Below are 18,816 nucleotides of genomic sequence, written 5' to 3'. Positions count from 1 at the left end.
GTATGCAGCTGGATTCTAGGATTTTTGTCGCGGGGCATAGGGGGCTTGTGGGAAGCGCAATTATGTGTGAGCTACAAGCACAAGGATACACGCAGATTTTAATGCGCACTAGAGATGAGTTAGACTTGCGCGATATGATGGCAGTGGAGGAGTTTTTTGCCACAATGCGCCCCGAGTATGTAGTGCTAGCTGCAGCCAAAGTCGGTGGAATCTATGCGAACAACACTTACCGAGCAGACTTTTTGTATGAGAACCTAGCAATCCAAAACGCCGTGATTTACAATGCCTACAAATATGGGGTCAAAAAGCTCCTATTCCTAGGTAGCTCGTGTATCTACCCAAAGTTTGCCCCACAGCCAATCACAGAGTCCGCACTTTTAACCAGTGAGCTTGAATACACTAACGAACCCTATGCAATCGCTAAAATCGCTGGAATTAAACTATGCGAAAGCTTTAGCCTGCAGTATGGCTGCAATTTTGTAAGCGTAATGCCCACCAATCTCTATGGAGAGCAAGATAATTTTGACCTAGAGACTTCCCATGTATTCCCAGCCCTTTTGCGCAAAATGCACCTAGCTAAACTCCTACGCACTGGAGATATGGACGCTGTGGTAGCAGATATTGCAAGGCGCAAGCCCAAAAATCACGCATTGCAAGCCCTTAGTCCAGCGGAGCTACTAGCGCATTATGGCATTAGCAAAGAAAGCGTGCAAGTGTGGGGAAGCGGGCAGGTTAGGAGAGAGTTTCTATATGCGTTAGATATGGCTAAGGCGTGTGTGTTTGTGCTACAAAATATTGATTTCACACATCTGGTAGATTCTAGCTTAGAATCTACTTTGCCCACGCAAAATACTCACCCAAAAGAAACTCAAGTGCGCAATACTCACATCAATATCGGCTATGGAAGCGATGTGAGCATACAAGAGCTAGCAGAATCTATGCGCGAGATTATTGGCTTTGAAGGTAGGCTTGTGTTTGATACCACAAAGCCTGATGGCACGCCAAGAAAACTTATGGATTCTAGCAAGATTAACAGACTTGGGTGGAAGCCACTTGTTACACTAGAAGAAGGCATAAGGCGCGTATATGAGCATTATAATACGCAAGTTTAATACATTTTAAGACGACTTAAACAACAATTACACCCACATTTTGATAAAGGATAAAAAATGGCATATCTCTCTAGCATATTTATGGAATATTACCAGTGGCTAAAGGCAGTGCATATTATAAGCATCATCGCATGGATGGCTGGACTATTGTATCTCCCTAGACTTTTTGTTTATCATAGTGAAAACAGAACATCTAAAGAGTTTGTGCAAGTAGTCAAGCTACAAGAATACCGCCTTTTTGCCTACATTATGCGCCCTGCAATGCTCGCTAGTGTGATTACAGGCATTATGCTTATAATAGCAAATTTGGCAGTGTTTAAAAGTGGGATGTGGATACATATCAAGCTCACACTTGTGATGCTAATGTTTATCTTTCATATCGCTTGTGGTATATTTGCAAGCAAAATGCAAAGAGAGTCCTGCACGCTTAGCCCGCGATTTTTCCGTGTGTTTAATGAAATCCCAACACTACTAATGATAGGTATCGTGCTGTGCGCGGTACTAAAATTTTAGACTTCTCAAGGAGTAATTATGGCAAAGCTATGGGGAGGGCGGTTTGAGCTAGAATCTAGCGCACTATTAGACCTATTTAATGCCTCTATTACATTTGATCAAAAGTTGTGGCGGTATGATATTCTAGGCTCTAAAACCCACGCTAGAATGCTTGGACGCATAGGAGTTTTGGATTCTAGCGAAGTGGCGTGCATAGAATCTGGACTAGAGAAAATCGCTAGCGAGATTGAGCAAGGGAGCTTTAGATTCTCCATAGAGCAAGAAGATATACATATGGCGATAGAATCTGCCTTGATAGAGCATATAGGCGATGTGGGGAAAAAGCTTCACACCGCCAGATCACGCAATGATCAAGTAGCACTTGATTGTAGAATGTATGTACTAGATCACGCAGTCTTAATTGCTCACAAGCTTCTAACACTTATCCAAGCACTTCTTGCCATAGCGCGCAAGCACACGCGCACACTAATGCCGGGTATGACACATTTGCAGCATGCCCAGCCTATCAACTTAGGATTCCACCTAGTGGCATGGTGCGAGAGCCTTAGGCGCGATGTAGAGCGACTAGAATCCTTACATAAGCGCAATAATCTTATGCCTCTAGGCTCTGGCGCGCTTGCTGGCACGCCCTACAATAACGATAGAGAGTGGGTGAGCAAGCAGCTGGGGTTTGCTGCACCCACACGCAATGCGATGGACTCTGTGAGCGATAGGGATTTCGCGCTGGATTTGCTCTATGCGCTTGCTATGCTTGGTATGCACATTTCGCGCATAGCAGAAGAGCTTGTGTTATGGAGTAGCGCAGAGTTTGGCTTTATGCACTTAAGCGATGCATATAGCACTGGTAGCTCCATAATGCCACAAAAGAAAAACCCCGATGTACCAGAGCTCTTGCGCGGAAAAAGCGGGCGATTGTATGGGAATCTAATACGCCTACTTGTGGTGATGAAATCCCTCCCCCTAGCCTACAACAAAGACACACAAGAAGATAAAGAAGCGATATTTGATAGCGTGGAGAACACACTTATTAGCCTAGAAATTTTACAAGCGGTGTGCGAGAGCGCAAGCTTTGATAAAAAGGCTATGCTTGAAGCATGCAAGGACGGACACCTAAGCGCGACAGACTTAGCGGACTTTTTAGCGCGTGAATGTGGCGTGCCCTTTAGAGAAGCGCACCATATCACTGGGCGCATAGTTGCCTATGCAGAATCTAAGGGCTGTGATTTAAGTGAGCTTAGCGGGAGTGAGCTTACAAAAGAGCTTACAAAGCTTGCTCCTAGGCTAGAATCTACTTTTGCAAGAAACACGATTGACAAAAAACTTACATTATTTGCTTCTATGCAGGCGCGTACAAGCCTTGGTGGCACTGCTTCTAAGCCCACAAATGCACAAATCACCAACCTAAATGCATGGGTAAAAAAAATGCGCAAAGCGCTTCCAAAGCTAAAGATTGAAGCAAAGGTTGAGAATGAATAAAAGCCAAGATACACAAACAAAGGATAAACACACCAAGCAAAAAGCCCAAGAAACTATTATTGCGATGTTTGATAAAATCGCTAAAGACTATGATAAGACTAATAGAATCCTAAGTCTGGGCATTGATGTTTCTTGGCGTAAAGATGCAGTCAAAAAAGCTTACAAAGCACGCAATACTAGGGATATAGGGCGGATTGTCGATGTGGCGTGTGGTAGTGGAGATATGATAAAGCATTGGCATAGCTATGCACTAGAATCTAATATCGTGGTGCGTGAGATTATCGGTATAGACCCATCGCAAGAAATGCTAAAAATTGCACAAAATAAGCTGCAAGCTATTGATGAAAGTTCTGCAAAAACAGATTCTAAGATAAGCCTGCACTTAGGAGAAGCAAAAGACCTAAGCACGCTAGAATCCCAAAGTGTTGATATACTCTCTATCTCTTATGGCTTGCGCAATGTCTTAGAATATGAGCAGGCATTGCACGAATTTGCGCGCGTACTAAAGCCCGAGGGCATAGTGGTGGTGCTAGATTTTTTCAAAAAGTCTAGCCCAAGCTTGCTTGATCGCATTATTGGAATCTACACCAAGCATATTCTACCTTGTATTGGCTATCTCATCTCACGCAATTATGCCGCCTATAAATATCTCCCAGATTCTATGGAGGAGTTTATCACTCCCAATGAGCTAGCTCTCGCCTTAGAAAAAGTGGGCATACAGCCTTTAGAGATCAGCTCCTACTCTGTGGGAATTTCTCATCTAGTGCTAGGACAAAAACCTTGTGATAAAGCGGATAAAAGGTAGAATCTATACAAGTCATACATACGCTTTTGACGGATTATATCCCTTGGGTATTTATCCCAGCGTTGTTTCTGTCACTTAGCTTATACACAATGCTTGTTGCAAATCTCAAGAAATATCCTAACCCAAGCCTACCTAGGCAATTGTTTCTCTTTGCTTTAACCATCCTTGCGACAACAAGCCTTATAGTCCGTTATAGCGCAGATTGTTCCAATAATAGCTGAGTATAAAGAGCTTGAAGGAGTATTTTTGATAACTTCAATAATGGGTATTGAGTCATTAATACAAGAGGGTATGTTCCGTAGCTTTTGGTTACGGCTACTTATACGGGGTGGTCCATCGGTGTATGGCGGGTTGCTTTGCGTGGTTTTGCTCTGCGCTTGCTTGCTGTTTTTCGCCACGCGCTTGTATCTAAAAGAAAGCCCAAAGAACTAGGAGCTAACGCACATAAAGATTTAGCATTAGGAAAAGTCCTATGGCTTAATATGCTATTTATCGTAGTGTTTGTGCTGTTTTTTTGTGTGTTTGAGCTGATATTGTGGCTCGCTGTGCCAGCTATTTTTGATAAGTATGAAAGATATTCCCTTGTTATAGATGAGCAAGCAAGCTGGTTTTTATATAGTTTAGGCTTAAGCGCAGGGGTATTGCTTGTCATTTTTGGGAGCTTTGTAGCGAAATCCTTACTCCTTAGTCGCCATAGTATTGATAGGCTTGCCAAAACCCTAAAAGCCATAGAAATCACTCCTGAAAAATACAAAAATCACCACAAATACACACAACTCCTTAATGTCATAGAAGAAATCGCGATCGCTAGTGCTATGCCTATGCCACGCGTGTTTGTTATGAGAGAAAAGAGCAAGGGATCGATGCAATGTGCAGTGGCGAGCGATTTGGCAAGAGCAATGAGCGATTCGCACTATTTTTCACACAAGGTGCGCTTGATAAGCTTTCGCGCGAAGAACTCTCTGGCGTAGTAGGGCACGAGTTTTCCCACGCATTCCACCAAGATGTCGCGCTAAATTTGCGGATATTTAGCCTGATTTTTGGCTTTATGAGCATCAGTTTTATCGGCGAGATTATTCTAGAATCCATTGATAATCGCACAAGATCTAGTTGGAAAAATAACACAAAAAGTAGTGCAATATTTGCCATATTTGCACTCAGCTTTTACGCACTAGGTGCTCTTGGCGCGCTATGTGCAAACTTGATCCAAGCTGCTATCTCTAGACAAAAAGAATCCCTAGCTGATGCCACAAGCGTGCAATACACGCACAACCCAAATGCAATTCTCCGCGCGTTACAAACAATCGCACAAGAAGGATCACCAAAAGAGTTGCAAGGCTTTTTGCACAACAAGCTAGCAAAGCCCTATGCACATATGTTTTTCTTACAAGGGTTTAAGGGGACACTTGCCACGCACCCGCCTATAAATAAACGCATAAAAGCCCTAGAATCCATCGCCCATAGAGCCTTGCAATAATACTCGCACATAGATTCTAGCTTAGAAATTAGGAGAAAACAAAAGTTTGTCAAGATCTAGGACTATTTACCCGCGCTGCGCAACTCTCTGCGCTTAATCGCAGCTTCGTAGCGTCTTTTTTCTGTTTGGTTTCTTGGCTCCAGCTGTGGGATTGGCACAGATTTGCCATCTTTAAAAGCTACCATTGTGAAGTAACAACTCACGCAGTGCGTTGCAAAGCGATCTTTAATATTCTCACTAATGACCTTAATCCCCACTTCACAGCTTGTCTTACCAGTGTAATTCACACTAGCTAGAAATGTAAGCAAAGTACCGATAGGAATTGGCTGGCGAAACATCACAGAATCTACGCTTAAAGTTATCACACCAATTCCGCAATACCTAGTCGCACACGCATAAGCGACTTGATCAAGAATCTTAAGCAGCTCACCGCCGTGCATAACCCCACTAAAATTTGCCATTGAAGGTGTTACTAAAATATTCATTGTAAGAGAGCGATTATCGCTTGGATCTGATAGTGGTTGATTGTCCATTTGAGATAGCCTTTGTGAGTTGGAGTTAGGCTTGATTGTAGCATAGTTTGCTATAATCAAGCTTTGATTTTTTAACTCCAAGGTAGACCAATGACACTTTTATGCACAGGGGCAGCGGGCTATATCGGCTCGCACACAGCTATGACATTGTTAGAACAGACAGATTCTAGGCTCATTATCCTAGATGATTTGCGTACGGGTTTTATGCAAAATGTCTCTATTTTGCAAACACGCTATCCCGATAGGGTGGAGTTTGTGCAAACAGACTTTGGTAATTACACTTTACTTGAAGAGCTCTTTAGCCGTAGTAGCATCGATGGTGTGTTGCACTTTGGAGCAAGCCTAATTGTGGGGGAGTCTGTGGAAAAGCCACTTGCATATTACCACAACAATGTCACTAATGCTATTGTACTTTTTAAAGCGTGTGTGCGACACAATGTACAGTATTTCATCTTCTCTTCAACAGCAGCAGTGTATGGCGAGCCAGATTCTAGCCTTATCCCCGTGCAAGAAGACACACGGCTTGCGCCTATCAATCCTTATGGCACTTCAAAAATGATGGTCGAGCTTATACTAAAAGATCTTGCTAAAATCTCTCCTATGCGCTATGTAGTTTTACGCTACTTCAATGTCGCTGGTGCAAGTATGAGCAATACCCAAAGCCTACTAGCAGAAAACCAAGCCCTAGGACAGCGCAGTAAAAACGCTACACACTTAATCAAAGTTGCCCTAGAGTGTGCCACTGGGAAAAGATCTGGTATGAGTATCTTTGGTGATGATTACCCCACGCCAGATGGCACTTGTATCCGCGACTATATCCATGTTGATGATTTAGCCAGTGCGCATCTAAGCGCACTGAGATTCTTGGAAACAGGTGGAAGTAGCAGTACATTTAATGTCGGCTATAATCGCGGATATAGTGTCAAAGAAGTCATAGAGTGTGTCAAACACATAAGTGGTGTGGATTTTACCACAGAGATTGCCCCTAGGCGCGCAGGCGATCCTGCAAAACTCATTGCCAGCAATGCACAATTAAAGCAACAGACAAACTGGCAGCCTAAATACGATGATTTAGAGATGATTGTGCGCAGTGCGTATGAGTTTGAGCAAACATTAAAAACATAGAGCTAAAATCTACCTTAAAAGGAGCACAATGGCACTTTGTGGGTTTTGTAGGCGTTTTAGATTCCGCCCTAGTGATGTGGTGTTTATGGTGATTATGTGCGTGTGCTTCTATTTTGTCTATACGCATCACTTCAATGAGATTAAGCAAGAGCGCGCAGAGAGAAAGGAGTCCTTTAAAGCGCTGCAAAAGGCATGCCTAATGGGCGATGATGAAGCGTGCAAGCGTGCTTATGGTGATGAAATGCAAAGTAGCAAGCCCTAAGATATGACTTTGTGTTTGCTTTATAATGTATAATATTTTAATGTTATGAGTTTCTTTAAAGGAGTTTATATGTGTTTTAGGTATTTGACAAAGGAGTCTTTGGTCGCTCTTGGTAGTGTTTGTGTGCTAGGTATGTTGCTTAGCGGATGTTTTGCCGATAAAGATACAAACCCTAAACCCACTAAAGAAGCTACTTTGCAATGTGATAGACTAAGTGGATCGGTGATTGAAAGTCCCAAAGTCAATGAACTAAACATACCAGCGAGCCAAATCACTCTCGCGCTTTTTCCAAAGCTTGATGAGATTTGCAACAAGATTGATAAGCAATACACGCTTAATGTAAGCTATGAAACAAAGCTTGATCAAACCCGTAGCACGACAAAATTTGTCGCTAAAGAAACAAAAACAGCAATCGTAAGCATAAATATAAGTCTTGTTAGCTCAAATAAGAACCACAATTTTAAAGGCACAGCACAGATAGAAGCTAGCGGCAAAAAGGTGCTTGATATTGGCGAGAGCGTGCAAATCGATGATAAAGACAAGTCGATGCTTGTTGAGCAAGCCGCGCAAGTTGCTATCAGTGAAGCCAAAAAAGTATTCAAGCAAGAGGCGACACTTGCACAGCAATAAGGCGAGAGGGTGATGAAAAGTCTTGTTATACTAACTATTCTAGCAAGTGTGGGGCTTGGGCTTAGTGCTTGTGCGCAAAAGCCTCGCTCACAAGGGAGCTTTAGTGCTACTGAGTGTAAAAGTGTGTGCGATAAAAGCAGATGTAATACGCGTTGCATTAGCGCAGATGGTATCTTCAAGTAGATTTTAACTCTATGCAAGTGCGCATCTATTATGAAGACACTGATTGTGGGGGGATTGTCTATCATACAAATTACATTAAATACTGCGAGCGGGCACGTAGCGAGCTATTTTTCTCACATAATACTCTGCCGTCATTGGATACTTGTGGCTTTGTTGTTAGCGCGATAGATGCGAAGTTCTTGGGCTTTGCTAGGCTTGGAGATGTGCTATGGGTGCATACACAGGCTCAAAAGCTTGGGCGCGTGCAGATTCTCCTACGCCAAAGGATTTATATCCTTCCCACCCAGCAGCCCATAAACCCACTTCCACAGCAACCCGCGCGAGATATGTTACAAGAAAAGCACTGCATATTTGATGCGCTTGTGCGTATGGGCTATGTCAATGTCGCCACGCAACAACCAGCACAAATCCCACAAAGCTTTGCTAATATACTTACCACTCTACTGCCTAACTCTTAAGAATATCCTGATAGATTTTAGCGTTATAAAAGCTAGGAAGTAGCATAATACGCGTTGCCTTCTAAATTTTAACTTCAAGGAGCTTTCAATGTCTTACTCTACACGAATTATCGTGGCTCTAAAAGAGAAAAATCCATCACAAAACGAGTTTCAGCAAGCTGTGGAAGAAGTGCTAGTTTCACTTGCTCCTTTGTTTGATAAAGAGAAAAAATATGAGCAATACGCGATTCTAGAGCGCATTGTTGTCCCAGAGAGACAAATTATCTTTCGTGTTCCTTGGGTCGATGATAGCGGGAAAATCTGCGTGAATTACGGCTATCGTGTGCAGTTTAACACGGCTATTGGTCCATATAAAGGCGGGCTTAGATTCCACCCTAGTGTCAATCTTGGCGTAATTAAATTTCTAGGCTTTGAGCAAATTTTGAAAAACTCCCTTACCACACTTGCTATGGGCGGTGGTAAAGGCGGAAGCGACTTTGACCCAAAAGGCAAAAGCGATAATGAAGTAATGCGCTTTTGCCAAAGCTTTATGAATGAGCTCTATCGCCACATCGGTGCGCATACAGATGTGCCTGCTGGTGATATTGGCGTGGGTGGGCGCGAAATTGGCTATCTCTTTGGGCAGTATAAAAAGCTCACGAATCGCTTTGATGGCGTGTTAACTGGCAAGGGGCTTAATTGGGGCGGCTCGCTTGCGCGCCCTGAGGCTACTGGCTATGGTTGCGTGTATTTCGCTCAAGAGATGCTAAAAGAGCGTGGCGAGAGCCTAGAAGGCAAAGTTTGTACGATTTCTGGAGCAGGTAATGTCGCTATCTACACAATTGAAAAGCTCTACCAAGTCGGCGCGCTTCCTGTAACGGCGAGTGATTCTAAGGGTATGATCTATGATAAAGACGGCATTGATCTAGCATTACTTAAAGAGATCAAAGAAGTGCGCAGAGAATCGCTAGAATCCTATGTCAAGGTCAAAAAAAGCGCGCAATACACGCCTATAAGCGCGTATGAAAATGGTTGCAATGGTGTGTGGGCTATCCCCTGCTTTGCAGCATTCCCAAGTGCTACACAAAATGAGCTAAGTGCTAAAGATGCACAAATCTTGCTAAAAAATGGTTGCAAATGTGTAAGTGAAGGTGCAAATATGCCTTCAACTAATGAGGCTATCGAGCTATTTTTACAAGCTAAAATCTGCTATGGACCTGGCAAGGCTGCAAACGCTGGTGGCGTGGCAGTGAGCGGACTAGAAATGGCGCAAAATGCAAGTATGAATCCGTGGAGCTTTGAAGTAGTCGATACACGCTTGCACGAAATTATGCGCAATATCTACCAAAATGCCGCACAGACAGCAAAAGAGTTTGGCGACCCAACCAACCTTGTTATGGGTGCAAACATCGCTGGTTTCCGCAAGGTAGCGGATGCGATGATTGATCAAGGAATCGTTTAGATTCTATGAAGCGCAGACTTTCTATCGCAGCGCACAGGCAATGCCAGCGCGCTGTTTGAACGAGTGCTATTAGGCTACGATATTACGCACAAAAAATACCACAACCCACAAAAGGACAAAAAGCCCTAGAAGAAATCCAGCACACGAGTAACAAACAAACTCGCAGAGCTAACCCTCTTACTAGATAACCTACATTGCTTATGAAATCGCACCAAAAGATATGCAAACCCCTCAAAAGGGGACTAAACCCTACCACACTAAACTTTATCCCAAATATCAAGATTCTCATATCTTATGTATGACATTTTTTGCTAATGGCAACCGCTTCGCACCTTACACAACACGGCTAGAGACAAATCAAGATAGCATGGGCTAGTGGTATAACTTGATTGTCAAAAGCTCTTTAATGCTGTGATTGAACAAGGCAAGCTAACAAGCCCTAAACTCATCACCCAGAATCTAGCAAGTCTCTTGCCACAAAAGGACATTGGCGACATTATCAATGCCACGATACCCATAAACTTACACAAAATCTCATCGTTTAGCACACGCTTGCACACCTATATAGTGGATTCTGCCAATACTCGTAGCATACGCCTTAATAGCATCTGCTCCTCCGATCTCCATATCCAAAAGCTCATAAGTATCTCAATATATGAGTATCTAACGCCTGCGTATCTCAGAGTCAAAGTCCTGTATGCAAGCAAGCACCACCCTTACACAAATCACACAAGCTATGCTAAAACAACACCATACAACATTGCTTCATATCGCTACCAAGTGCCATATCTCATAATAGCACAGACTAAGTCCACAGTCCCACAAAATGCGCTAGAGTCCCTCCTATCTCGAGTCTGGCAAATGCGCTATCACAACCAAACATACACAAGAATAGATTCTAGCCTTGCACAAAATCCTTAATATGGGCACTTCTATGAAAAACCAGTGAAAAGTATCAATAAAGAGCTTTTAATCTCGCTATGACATCACCTTGCAAACCCCAATTTATGATGGTGGCTACAACTGCAATTGACTTCAACCACAAACATCCATTTCCTTCTAATACCCCAATTATATTTATATACCGATGGCAAAGCCACTGCGTGCAAGACACCAGCGATAATACTGAGATTATTAAGTATTTTTCACTAAGTAGCACGATAGAAATCAAAAAAAACAAATTGCCCATTGATACATAATTTGCAGCAAAACCACATCGATATGCAAAAAATTTGTGCGCGAAAGCATAGCCACTGCGCAACTAGCACAATAAATCTAGTCGCTAGAATCTATAAACACGAGCACCACAAAGCACTTGGCATAAAGTGCTAGATTTAAGCTATTTGGCTACGATTGTTTTAATGCCTCGGCTGGAATACACCAAAAATCGCTTGTTTTTGTCTTTGTATTTATTAAGCGCGCGGGCGAAGTCACTTGTATCTTTAATGGCGATTTCTTCTACTTGAGCAATAATATCGCCTTGTGCGAAGCCTGCTTCTTGAGCTTTGGAATTTTCTATAATATTAGTAACAACCACACCTTGTATATCATTTGGTATGTTATATCGCTGGCGGATTTGTGGAGTGAGTGGCTCTATGCGCATACCTTTGAGCGCACTAGATTCTGTGGCACTCTCTGGCAGTTTCTCATCTTGCATAGCCCTGGCATCTTTGCGCTCTGCTAGCGTTATGCTGATATTTTGCATTTTGCCATCGCGCAAGATTGTTAGGGTGATTTTTTGATTGGGCTTGATAGAGCCTATGCGGTTACGCAAATCAGCAGCATTTTTAACAGGCTTACCATCAACAGCAGTAATCAAATCCCACACAAGTAGCCCTGCATTTTTAGCCGGTGATTTTGGATCGATACTAATAACCACTGCACCCTTTTGCTCGCCATAATTATTGCGCAAATCTTGGCTTATATCTTGCGTGCCTACCCCTAAATACCCACGCGCGATTTTCCCACTTTTAACAAGTGAGTCTGCCACTTCGCGCACCATATTTGCTGGGATCGCAAAGCCTATACCATGGTTTCCACCAGAGCGCGAGAGAATAGCCGTATTCATCCCAATAAGCGCACCCCTAGAATCTACGAGTGCGCCTCCAGAATTCCCCGGGTTAATAGAAGCATCTGTTTGGATAAAGTTTTCATAAGTATTGACTTGGATATTTTTATTAGTCGCAGAAACAATCCCTTGTGTAACGCTCTCCCCCACGCCAAATGGATTTCCAATGGCAAAGACAATATCCCCGATTTTGACATCTTGGCTATCACCAAACTTGATAAAAGGCAAATTATTTTTACTAATGCGGATTACAGCAATATCGCCTTCTTTATCGCTGCCTACAAGTGTGGCAATGTATTCATTAGGATCATTGGGAATTGTTACAATGATTTTATCCGCGCCATCAATGACATGATCATTGGTGATGATATAGCCATCAGAAGAGATGATAACCCCACTTCCAAGCGATCGTTCGACTCGATCTTTAGGGATTTGGCTATACATATCGCCAAAAAACTGCTGGAAAAACGGATCGCTAAACATTGGATTAAGATTTGTGGCGATTTTTTTCTGCGTGGAGATATTGACTACTGCTTGTGTGGCAGTAGCGATTGTATCGTGATAGGAATACACAGAGTTTGGCTCACCAACAGGATTGATCCGCTTAGAAATCGCTGGAACTTGCTTGATTTCATAAGCATAACACATAGAAACTAGCAAAGGCGCCAGCACATAGAAAAACAATCGCATAAAAACTCCTTAAAAGTTGTAGATCAAATTTAGGTACGATTATAGAGCTACAGATTAAATGCTCATTAACCTACGCCTACATAGCCCTAGAATCTAGCCAAGTGCGGCAGATAGATTCTGGCGGGATAGAAGCGATCTCAAAGCTTCCACTTTGACTTAGCACATAAGGATTGCCCAAAAGCACGCGAGAAAGCTTTGTGTCGCGCATATTTTTACCCCTACTTGTTTGTAGATTACCAAGCAGAGTGATAACTTGCGCGCTTTTAAGAGCCCACGCCAAGTGTGTAAGCCCTGTATCACCACCAATTACGCAGTGCATTTGGCTTAAGATATACTTTAGGGCATTAAAGTCAAGTGGTGGGAAAACACATACGCCAAGTCCGCTTGCCTCTAGCATAGCGCGTAGACATAGGGCTTGATCTTTATGCTCGTGATAAATGAGACAAAATGTGATTGCTTGCTTGCTTGCTTGCTGCATTAAAAGAGCAAGTTTTGCATACTGTCCTATAGGGTAGGTCTTTTGAGGGATAGAGGCTTCTAGGACAAATAGCACGCGATAGGCACTAGAATCTAGTACTACTTGTTGCGTACTAGAATCTAGTAGGAATAGAGCTTGCTTGGTATCCCAACCAAAGCCACTTTGTGCTTTTGACATTGGCTTTTTGCAAACTAGCTGCAAACTTGTATCTTGCTGTAGACTGCGGGCTGCATTTTTACCAAAATCCGCTCGTTGTGATTTTTGTTCGCAAGTTTCAAAAGTGGATTCTAGGAATTGTGGCTGCCTATCAAAGCTATTTTGGGATTCTAAGATTTTTAAGCTAGAATTGGAGTTTTTCAAACCACACAAGGACAATAAAACTTGAAGTCTATTGACACAGCGCGGTGAAGAAGTCCCAGACTCTAGCCCAAAAGCTGAACCCCTAAGAGCTTGTTGGTAAATTGCGACATTACGGGCTAATATATTACTATCATACGCGATTTTCACGCGCTCACTATAAAACACACTTGCCACCCTCTCGCGTGCCGAGTCAAAGCTAAAGCCCACAAACCTTCTAGAATCTAACGCGCACCCCACAAGGGCAGACTTGATTAACCCTTGCAAATCAAGCACTATATCAAAGCCCCCTAAAGCGCGCAAGAAACACCAAAGCTCCTTAATAGCGCGGAGTGATTTAAGGCGCTTGATAGGTAGGGCGTGCAAGGTAGTAATGGCATAGTGATGCTCTAGCAGTCCTGCGAAGCGCGTATCTACAAACCACTCGATGCAAACCTCATCATAATGCTGCTGCAATGCGTGATAAAAATCCATAAGCAAGCTAGCAGACACCACAACATCGCCAAATGATGAAAGCCGCACAATCCCTATGCGAATAGACTTTTTAGAGCCACTCACACTTCTCTCCAAGCAATCATCTCTCCCGCGCGCAAAGGCGTTAGGCTAGAATCTAAACAGGAGATAGATTCTGGGATTTGAGAAGGAGACTTCTCTAGAGTGATGAGCTTTGGACTCTTCTCCCACGATTTTGCCGCCTCCACCCAGTAAGTAAGCTCATAGATTCTCATCGCATTATCACTAACAAAGGCTTGGAGATTATGCAGGGCATTATGCTTATCAAATAACTCTGCTAGCTGAGGCAAAAGAGCTGGTGCGCTAAAAATCCCTGCTGCGCCTTTTTGTTTAGATTCTAGGCTATGGGGTGCAGAGTCTGAGCCAAAGCTGACCTTTTTATGTGCATTTAAGGCAAGCTCTAACAACGCCTGCTTGTCTTTGGGTGTTTTTAGCACAGGCTTACAGAAGTGATGATGGCAGAGCATTCCTCCTGCAACATCACTAAGATCTAGAGTGATGTGATGCAAAGTCAAAGTCGCATAGAGATTACTATACTCCTCCAAAAGTGGAATTGTGCGATGATCGCTTAAATGTTCGATGATGATTTTTAGCCTAGGGAAACTTGTGGCTAGCTCTCTAAGCACCACTCCAAACTCCATCTCTCGCTCCAGCACAAAGCCTCCACTCTCCCCGTGGATACAAAGGATCATACCTCGATCTTGCGCTACGCTAAAAAGTGCGCGCATTTTGCTATCCATAATTTGCGCTATGCCACTATCGCTATTTGTAGTAGTGCCTTTGGGATAGAGTTTTAGGAGTTTAAAGCCACTATTTGCGCAGGATTCTAGGACTTTTGGCGTTAGGGAGTCTGTAATATAGAGCGCGCATAATGGCTCAAAGACTAGGGATTCTAATGGCTGTTTATGTGCTTTGGCATAGCTACGGATAGAATCTACAATCGCTCGCTTATAGGCTTTAGCGGATTCTAGGGAGTCTATGGGGGGCGTTAGATTTGGCATTATCACTGCTGCTACAAAGCTTTTCGCACTAAAGGGTGCAACAACATCAAGCATCACTCCATCGCGTAAATGCAAGTGCATGTCAAGGGGGTTTTTTAGTGTGATTTGCATAGCTAGCTCCTTAACGATAAATGGTGTAAGTGATATGAAAGCGGATTAGTGTGCGCTGCTTGGGATGCGGGTAGTCCTTATAAGCGATTTCTATGGTCTTTTGTGAATTTTTATCTAAGAGCACAAAGCCAGAGCTAAGAAGTAGCTTTAGTCCTTGAATATCACCATTTGGCAGAAGATAAAACTCTATCGCATTCTCGCCTGATTGATTCAAATACGCCGCAGTATTTGGGTAAGTGAGATAGCGTTGCGTGATTCTAGCAATTTCGCGCAAATTACTAGTGATAAAATCTCTCTCCGCACTACCCAAATCCCCCCACTCATCACCATAAAGCTTATCAATATCGCGTCTTGTTTGACGATCAAGCCCCTTATCTTGCCCTAAAGCTTGCCCACCTTGCTCATCCTGTGTAGCTGGGGAGAAAAGCTGCAAGTTTCTAGGATCATACACTGCTTTGGGCAAAGGCACGCTAGAATCTAGAGGCTTTGCTTTAGAAATATCTTTGGGGCTTTGCGGAGAGCTACTTTGCGGAGTTTGCAGCGGGTTTAACTCTCTTGGTATGCTGAGGTTGGTATTTTTGCTCGCTGTGGTAGGAGAAGGTGCGCCCGGTGTGTTCGCGCTTTTATCAAGACTGCTGCCACGCTTTAGGATAAGTAGATTTTCTGTGTTGATTTTGTGAAGCTTTGGAGTTTTGAAAAAGTGTATATAGAGCCACCAGCCGATAAAAAACACAAACAAATGCACGCTTAATGCGATAAGCAAGCTTATATAAAAACGCGTATTAGCCTGCTTATCAAGCGAGATGAGCGATTTATAAGCAGGGGGAAGATTCATCATTTCGCATTTTTGAGTGTATTCCAAAACTTCTCATCAAATGCTTTGTCATCGCCGATTTTTTGGAGCTGAAATCTTGACTGATCTTGGAGATTGTCCATATCTTGTCGCGGGATTTTGTCAAGTAGCAAGTTGTCATTCTCTCCTAAAAGCACCATATAAAAATACTCTTTTGTCTCAATAATGATGACTTTATTTTTAGGGTCGATTTGACTTTGGGAGACAATCTTAAGCGAGTCATTAAGCCCAGATGATTTGCGCACCTGCTTACGCACATAGAGCAAAATCATAAGGGTACCAACAAGCCCTGCAATGATATACCAATACTTGCCCATATCTATGTCATGCGACTTTAGATTATCGCTAAATGCGACGATTGGAGACTCCTTTAAGCTAGATTCTTCAGGTATGCTTTGGTCCTTTTGAAACACTTCAGCCATAGACGCTGGCTTTAGCATAGTGGGAGTTTGTAGTAGAGAATCCACAATCCCAGAATCCGCTGGGAAAAAGCTTAGGCGCAAGGTATTTTTATCCTTTGAAATACTTGGCTTGACATAGTAGCGTTTGCGTGATTCTACACTTAGGTAGAGATTCCCACCATTTGGGATAATTTCTAGCTTTTTAATCGGTGAAATTTGAAAACTCTCGCTCCACTTTCTAGCACTTGTAACCTGTGAAATCATTGTCATCTTTTGCGCTATTTTATCCCCCGGCACGCTTGCTGTCCCCACCTCGCCACTAAAAGCAGAATCTAGCAACAACAACACATCAAGCTTATCTTGCTCGGGGTAGGCTTGGATCTGCTTCAGTGTAGCGGCACTACAAATATGCACAACTACTACAAGCATAGCAAATGCGTATTGGACACTTGGCTTTTTCATTGATATAGGCTAGTCATAGGGGTTGGTACGCGCGATGTAATACACAATCGCATTAGAATCTAAAATCTCATTTAAGCGAATAGCAAGCGATCGCTCATAGACCATCACTTCGCCTTTGCCGATAATCCTGCCATTGACAAAGACATCAATGCTCTCTCCAGCTGGCTTTTGCAAGTCGATAATCGAGCCTTTCTCAAACTTCAAAATCTCTGCTAAAGGGATTTTAGAAGAACCTAGTTCCGCTGTAAAGACCACACCCATATCAAGCAAGCCACCATAATTCTCCATCATATCTTCAAGATAAGATGCAAGCTCGATCTCTTCTTGTGTATGTGCTTTTTGCTTATCGAGTATGGAGCTTGGTTTATCCGCCATAAAATCCCCTATCTACTACTTCGTAGAAAAATACTGCAATGCCCAGAGCCTTTTAGACGAAAGTGGGCTCCTTGGTCATAGTCTTTTATCACGCGGACTCCTAAAAACTCTGGTGTAGAGATATTGAAATTGATCTTACGCTCTTGAGCGATGACCTTAGCGTGCCCCACGGTGAGATTTGCTAGCTCTCGCGCCATATCTTCTAGCGCGTCATTGCTTGGATTCTTATCACCAAGAAAATTAAAGCACATCGTTTTCAAAAATGGTTTATTAAACACAAGTAGCACATTTGTCTCTCTACCAATCATCTCAATCGAAGTTAAATAGCCCTTTTTCAAAGGAATGATCGACTCCTCTGGCCTCACACTAATAGAGCCTTTAATCACTTCAAAAAAACTTTCCTTAATCACTTCCATAACCAAAACTCACCTTTGTTGATTTCTTTGTATTGTAGCGTAATTTTACGGCTTTGCACCTATGCTTTATCGCCCTTTAGGCAAAACTCCTGCACGAAGCAGTGCGTACACTGTGGCTTTAATGCCTTGCATACATAGCGTCCAAAAAGCACAAATGCTTGATGCAGTGCAGATAAATCTGTTACAAACGCTTTTTCTAGGTCCTGCTCGGTTTTCTCTGGGGTTTTAGCATTGCTTAGGGCTAAGCGATGAGAAACTCGGAATACATGGGTATCCACTGCCATAACATTGGCTTGGCAGTATTCTAGTAACACAACATTAGCAGTCTTTTGCCCAACGCCTGCTAATGACTTTAGCTCTGCTTGTGTGGTTGGAATTTCTCCTCCAAATTGCTCAAGTACCTGTTTTGCCATTTGGCATAAATGCTTGGCTTTGTTATTGAAAAAAGAAATGCTTTTAATTAACTCCTTGACTTCTTCAACATTGGCTTGTGCTAATGCTTGCACGCTAGGATAGCGCAAAAATAAAGCTGGCGTTACAAGATTTACGCGCTTATCAGTGCATTGGGCAGAGAGCATTACGCACACAAGTAACTCATAAATATCGCGATAGATTAGCTCTGTCTTTGCCTGTGGATAATGGGTCAAAAAGCGCGCTTTAATCGTGGCGATTTGTGCCTTGCTTCTTTTGGGGAATTTGGAGCGCGCGGCTTGCTTGGCTGGGGCTTGCTTTATGCGAGACTTACTAGGCGGCATTAAAATCCTTCCAAACGATTTAGATAATGGTATAAATGGACTTAAAGTGCGACTAGATTCTGGTAGAATCTACAATAGGCTCGACTTCTATCCACCTTGCTTCTTCACTACGCAAGGCGATGATTGTTTGATGCACTTGCACAGAGATTGTTGCTTTCTTAGCTGAAGTTTGTAGGCTTGTAATGCCCGCTCCAATAACAATCCCAAGCGATGCTAGACGCTCTCTTGCCACGATGTCTTCTAAATTGATTGCTGTAACTTTGTAGCTACGATTATACTCACAGGTATCAAGCTTCATTTCTATCCTTATTAATGATAATG

Annotated in this window: 25 protein-coding genes; 15 read left to right on the top strand and 10 right to left on the bottom strand. The window is 42.9% G+C overall.

Translation table 11 applies throughout. The annotated features are described in order from the left end of the window. Window positions 1–2 precede the first annotated feature (2 nt). The 7 genes from IKB69_RS08920 (at window position 3) to IKB69_RS08890 (ending at window position 5,383) form a co-directional block, all read left to right on the top strand. Window positions 3–1,112: a GDP-L-fucose synthase gene (locus IKB69_RS08920; RefSeq protein ID WP_290948489.1), complete on the top strand. Its 1,110-nt coding sequence runs from the start codon at window positions 3–5 to the stop codon at window positions 1,110–1,112. A 57-nt stretch (window positions 1,113–1,169) separates the two neighbouring features. Continuing rightward, the gene (gene hemJ, locus IKB69_RS08915; protein WP_290948487.1) at window positions 1,170–1,625 is read left to right on the top strand and encodes a protoporphyrinogen oxidase HemJ; all 456 of its coding nucleotides are present in this window, start codon (window positions 1,170–1,172) and stop codon (window positions 1,623–1,625) included. 18 nt (window positions 1,626–1,643) lie between these two features. Then, entirely contained in the window at window positions 1,644–3,101 is a 1,458-nt protein-coding gene (gene argH, locus IKB69_RS08910) for an argininosuccinate lyase (protein WP_290948485.1), read from the top strand. Further along, window positions 3,094–3,906 (top strand): bifunctional demethylmenaquinone methyltransferase/2-methoxy-6-polyprenyl-1,4-benzoquinol methylase UbiE, encoded by an 813-nt coding sequence (ubiE, locus tag IKB69_RS08905; RefSeq protein ID WP_290948483.1) that lies wholly within the window; start codon window positions 3,094–3,096, stop codon window positions 3,904–3,906. The genes argH and ubiE overlap by 8 nt, the downstream gene beginning before the upstream one ends. A gap of 246 nt (window positions 3,907–4,152) precedes the next feature. Continuing rightward, window positions 4,153–4,338, top strand: coding sequence for a hypothetical protein (locus IKB69_RS08900; protein WP_290948480.1), 186 nt, complete (start codon window positions 4,153–4,155; stop codon window positions 4,336–4,338). Between the two features lie 50 nt (window positions 4,339–4,388). Then, a complete protein-coding gene (locus IKB69_RS08895) occupies window positions 4,389–4,877 on the top strand; it encodes a hypothetical protein (RefSeq protein ID WP_290948478.1) in 489 nt (162 codons plus the stop codon). Continuing rightward, window positions 4,775–5,383: a M48 family metalloprotease gene (locus IKB69_RS08890; RefSeq protein ID WP_290948476.1), complete on the top strand. Its 609-nt coding sequence runs from the start codon at window positions 4,775–4,777 to the stop codon at window positions 5,381–5,383. The genes IKB69_RS08895 and IKB69_RS08890 overlap by 103 nt, the downstream gene beginning before the upstream one ends. Before the next feature lie 62 nt (window positions 5,384–5,445). Here IKB69_RS08890 and IKB69_RS08885 read toward each other — a convergent pair whose 3' ends face one another. Continuing rightward, window positions 5,446–5,916 (bottom strand): acyl-CoA thioesterase, encoded by a 471-nt coding sequence (locus tag IKB69_RS08885; RefSeq protein WP_290948474.1) that lies wholly within the window; start codon window positions 5,914–5,916, stop codon window positions 5,446–5,448. Between the two features lie 90 nt (window positions 5,917–6,006). On the opposite strand from IKB69_RS08885, the gene galE reads away from it, so the two are divergent. The 8 genes from galE to IKB69_RS08845 all read left to right on the top strand — a co-directional run bounded on the left by galE (window position 6,007) and on the right by IKB69_RS08845 (window position 10,936). Further along, window positions 6,007–7,041: a UDP-glucose 4-epimerase GalE gene (gene galE, locus IKB69_RS08880; RefSeq protein ID WP_290948472.1), complete on the top strand. Its 1,035-nt coding sequence runs from the start codon at window positions 6,007–6,009 to the stop codon at window positions 7,039–7,041. 28 nt (window positions 7,042–7,069) lie between these two features. Then, the gene (locus IKB69_RS08875) at window positions 7,070–7,303 is read left to right on the top strand and encodes a hypothetical protein (RefSeq protein ID WP_290948470.1); all 234 of its coding nucleotides are present in this window, start codon (window positions 7,070–7,072) and stop codon (window positions 7,301–7,303) included. A 69-nt stretch (window positions 7,304–7,372) separates the two neighbouring features. Beyond that, window positions 7,373–7,933, top strand: coding sequence for a hypothetical protein (locus IKB69_RS08870; RefSeq protein ID WP_290948468.1), 561 nt, complete (start codon window positions 7,373–7,375; stop codon window positions 7,931–7,933). Window positions 7,934–7,945: 12 nt separating this feature from the next. Next, window positions 7,946–8,116: a hypothetical protein gene (locus tag IKB69_RS08865; RefSeq protein ID WP_290948466.1), complete on the top strand. Its 171-nt coding sequence runs from the start codon at window positions 7,946–7,948 to the stop codon at window positions 8,114–8,116. Window positions 8,117–8,127: 11 nt separating this feature from the next. Continuing rightward, entirely contained in the window at window positions 8,128–8,574 is a 447-nt protein-coding gene (locus tag IKB69_RS08860; protein WP_290948464.1) for a YbgC/FadM family acyl-CoA thioesterase, read from the top strand. 88 nt (window positions 8,575–8,662) lie between these two features. After that, on the top strand, window positions 8,663–10,015 hold the full coding sequence (gene gdhA / locus IKB69_RS08855) for an NADP-specific glutamate dehydrogenase (RefSeq protein WP_290948462.1): 1,353 nt from the start codon (window positions 8,663–8,665) through the stop codon (window positions 10,013–10,015). Window positions 10,016–10,235: 220 nt separating this feature from the next. After that, on the top strand, window positions 10,236–10,391 hold the full coding sequence (locus IKB69_RS08850) for a hypothetical protein (protein WP_290948460.1): 156 nt from the start codon (window positions 10,236–10,238) through the stop codon (window positions 10,389–10,391). Between the two features lie 35 nt (window positions 10,392–10,426). Then, entirely contained in the window at window positions 10,427–10,936 is a 510-nt protein-coding gene (locus tag IKB69_RS08845) for a hypothetical protein (protein WP_290948458.1), read from the top strand. 418 nt (window positions 10,937–11,354) lie between these two features. Here IKB69_RS08845 and IKB69_RS08840 read toward each other — a convergent pair whose 3' ends face one another. The 9 genes from IKB69_RS08840 to IKB69_RS08800 all read right to left on the bottom strand — a co-directional run bounded on the left by IKB69_RS08840 (window position 11,355) and on the right by IKB69_RS08800 (window position 18,793). Beyond that, a complete protein-coding gene (locus tag IKB69_RS08840) occupies window positions 11,355–12,773 on the bottom strand; it encodes a Do family serine endopeptidase (RefSeq protein ID WP_290948456.1) in 1,419 nt (472 codons plus the stop codon). 76 nt (window positions 12,774–12,849) lie between these two features. Next, the gene (locus IKB69_RS08835; RefSeq protein WP_290948454.1) at window positions 12,850–14,166 is read right to left on the bottom strand and encodes a glycosyltransferase family 9 protein; all 1,317 of its coding nucleotides are present in this window, start codon (window positions 14,164–14,166) and stop codon (window positions 12,850–12,852) included. Further along, window positions 14,163–15,233, bottom strand: a complete 1,071-nt coding sequence (gene pyrC, locus IKB69_RS08830; RefSeq protein ID WP_290948452.1) for a dihydroorotase — start codon at window positions 15,231–15,233, stop codon at window positions 14,163–14,165. The genes IKB69_RS08835 and pyrC overlap by 4 nt, the downstream gene beginning before the upstream one ends. A gap of 10 nt (window positions 15,234–15,243) precedes the next feature. Further along, the gene (locus IKB69_RS08825; RefSeq protein ID WP_290948450.1) at window positions 15,244–16,071 is read right to left on the bottom strand and encodes a TonB family protein; all 828 of its coding nucleotides are present in this window, start codon (window positions 16,069–16,071) and stop codon (window positions 15,244–15,246) included. Next, window positions 16,068–16,949, bottom strand: a complete 882-nt coding sequence (locus IKB69_RS08820) for a hypothetical protein (RefSeq protein ID WP_290948448.1) — start codon at window positions 16,947–16,949, stop codon at window positions 16,068–16,070. The genes IKB69_RS08825 and IKB69_RS08820 overlap by 4 nt, the downstream gene beginning before the upstream one ends. A gap of 9 nt (window positions 16,950–16,958) precedes the next feature. Continuing rightward, the gene (gene fliN / locus IKB69_RS08815) at window positions 16,959–17,324 is read right to left on the bottom strand and encodes a flagellar motor switch protein FliN (RefSeq protein WP_023929281.1); all 366 of its coding nucleotides are present in this window, start codon (window positions 17,322–17,324) and stop codon (window positions 16,959–16,961) included. An 8-nt stretch (window positions 17,325–17,332) separates the two neighbouring features. Beyond that, window positions 17,333–17,740 (bottom strand): chemotaxis protein CheX, encoded by a 408-nt coding sequence (locus IKB69_RS08810; RefSeq protein ID WP_290948445.1) that lies wholly within the window; start codon window positions 17,738–17,740, stop codon window positions 17,333–17,335. A 59-nt stretch (window positions 17,741–17,799) separates the two neighbouring features. Then, window positions 17,800–18,495, bottom strand: a complete 696-nt coding sequence (gene nth / locus IKB69_RS08805; RefSeq protein WP_290948443.1) for an endonuclease III — start codon at window positions 18,493–18,495, stop codon at window positions 17,800–17,802. Window positions 18,496–18,547: 52 nt separating this feature from the next. Further along, a complete protein-coding gene (locus IKB69_RS08800) occupies window positions 18,548–18,793 on the bottom strand; it encodes a FeoA family protein (protein WP_290948441.1) in 246 nt (81 codons plus the stop codon). Window positions 18,794–18,816 lie beyond the last annotated feature (23 nt).

The sequence above is a fragment of the Helicobacter sp. genome (genome assembly GCF_017502485.1).
Classification (GTDB): domain Bacteria; phylum Campylobacterota; class Campylobacteria; order Campylobacterales; family Helicobacteraceae; genus Helicobacter_B.
Note: the sequence above shows the minus strand (reverse complement) of the source record. Positions and strands in the feature narration are given on the sequence as shown.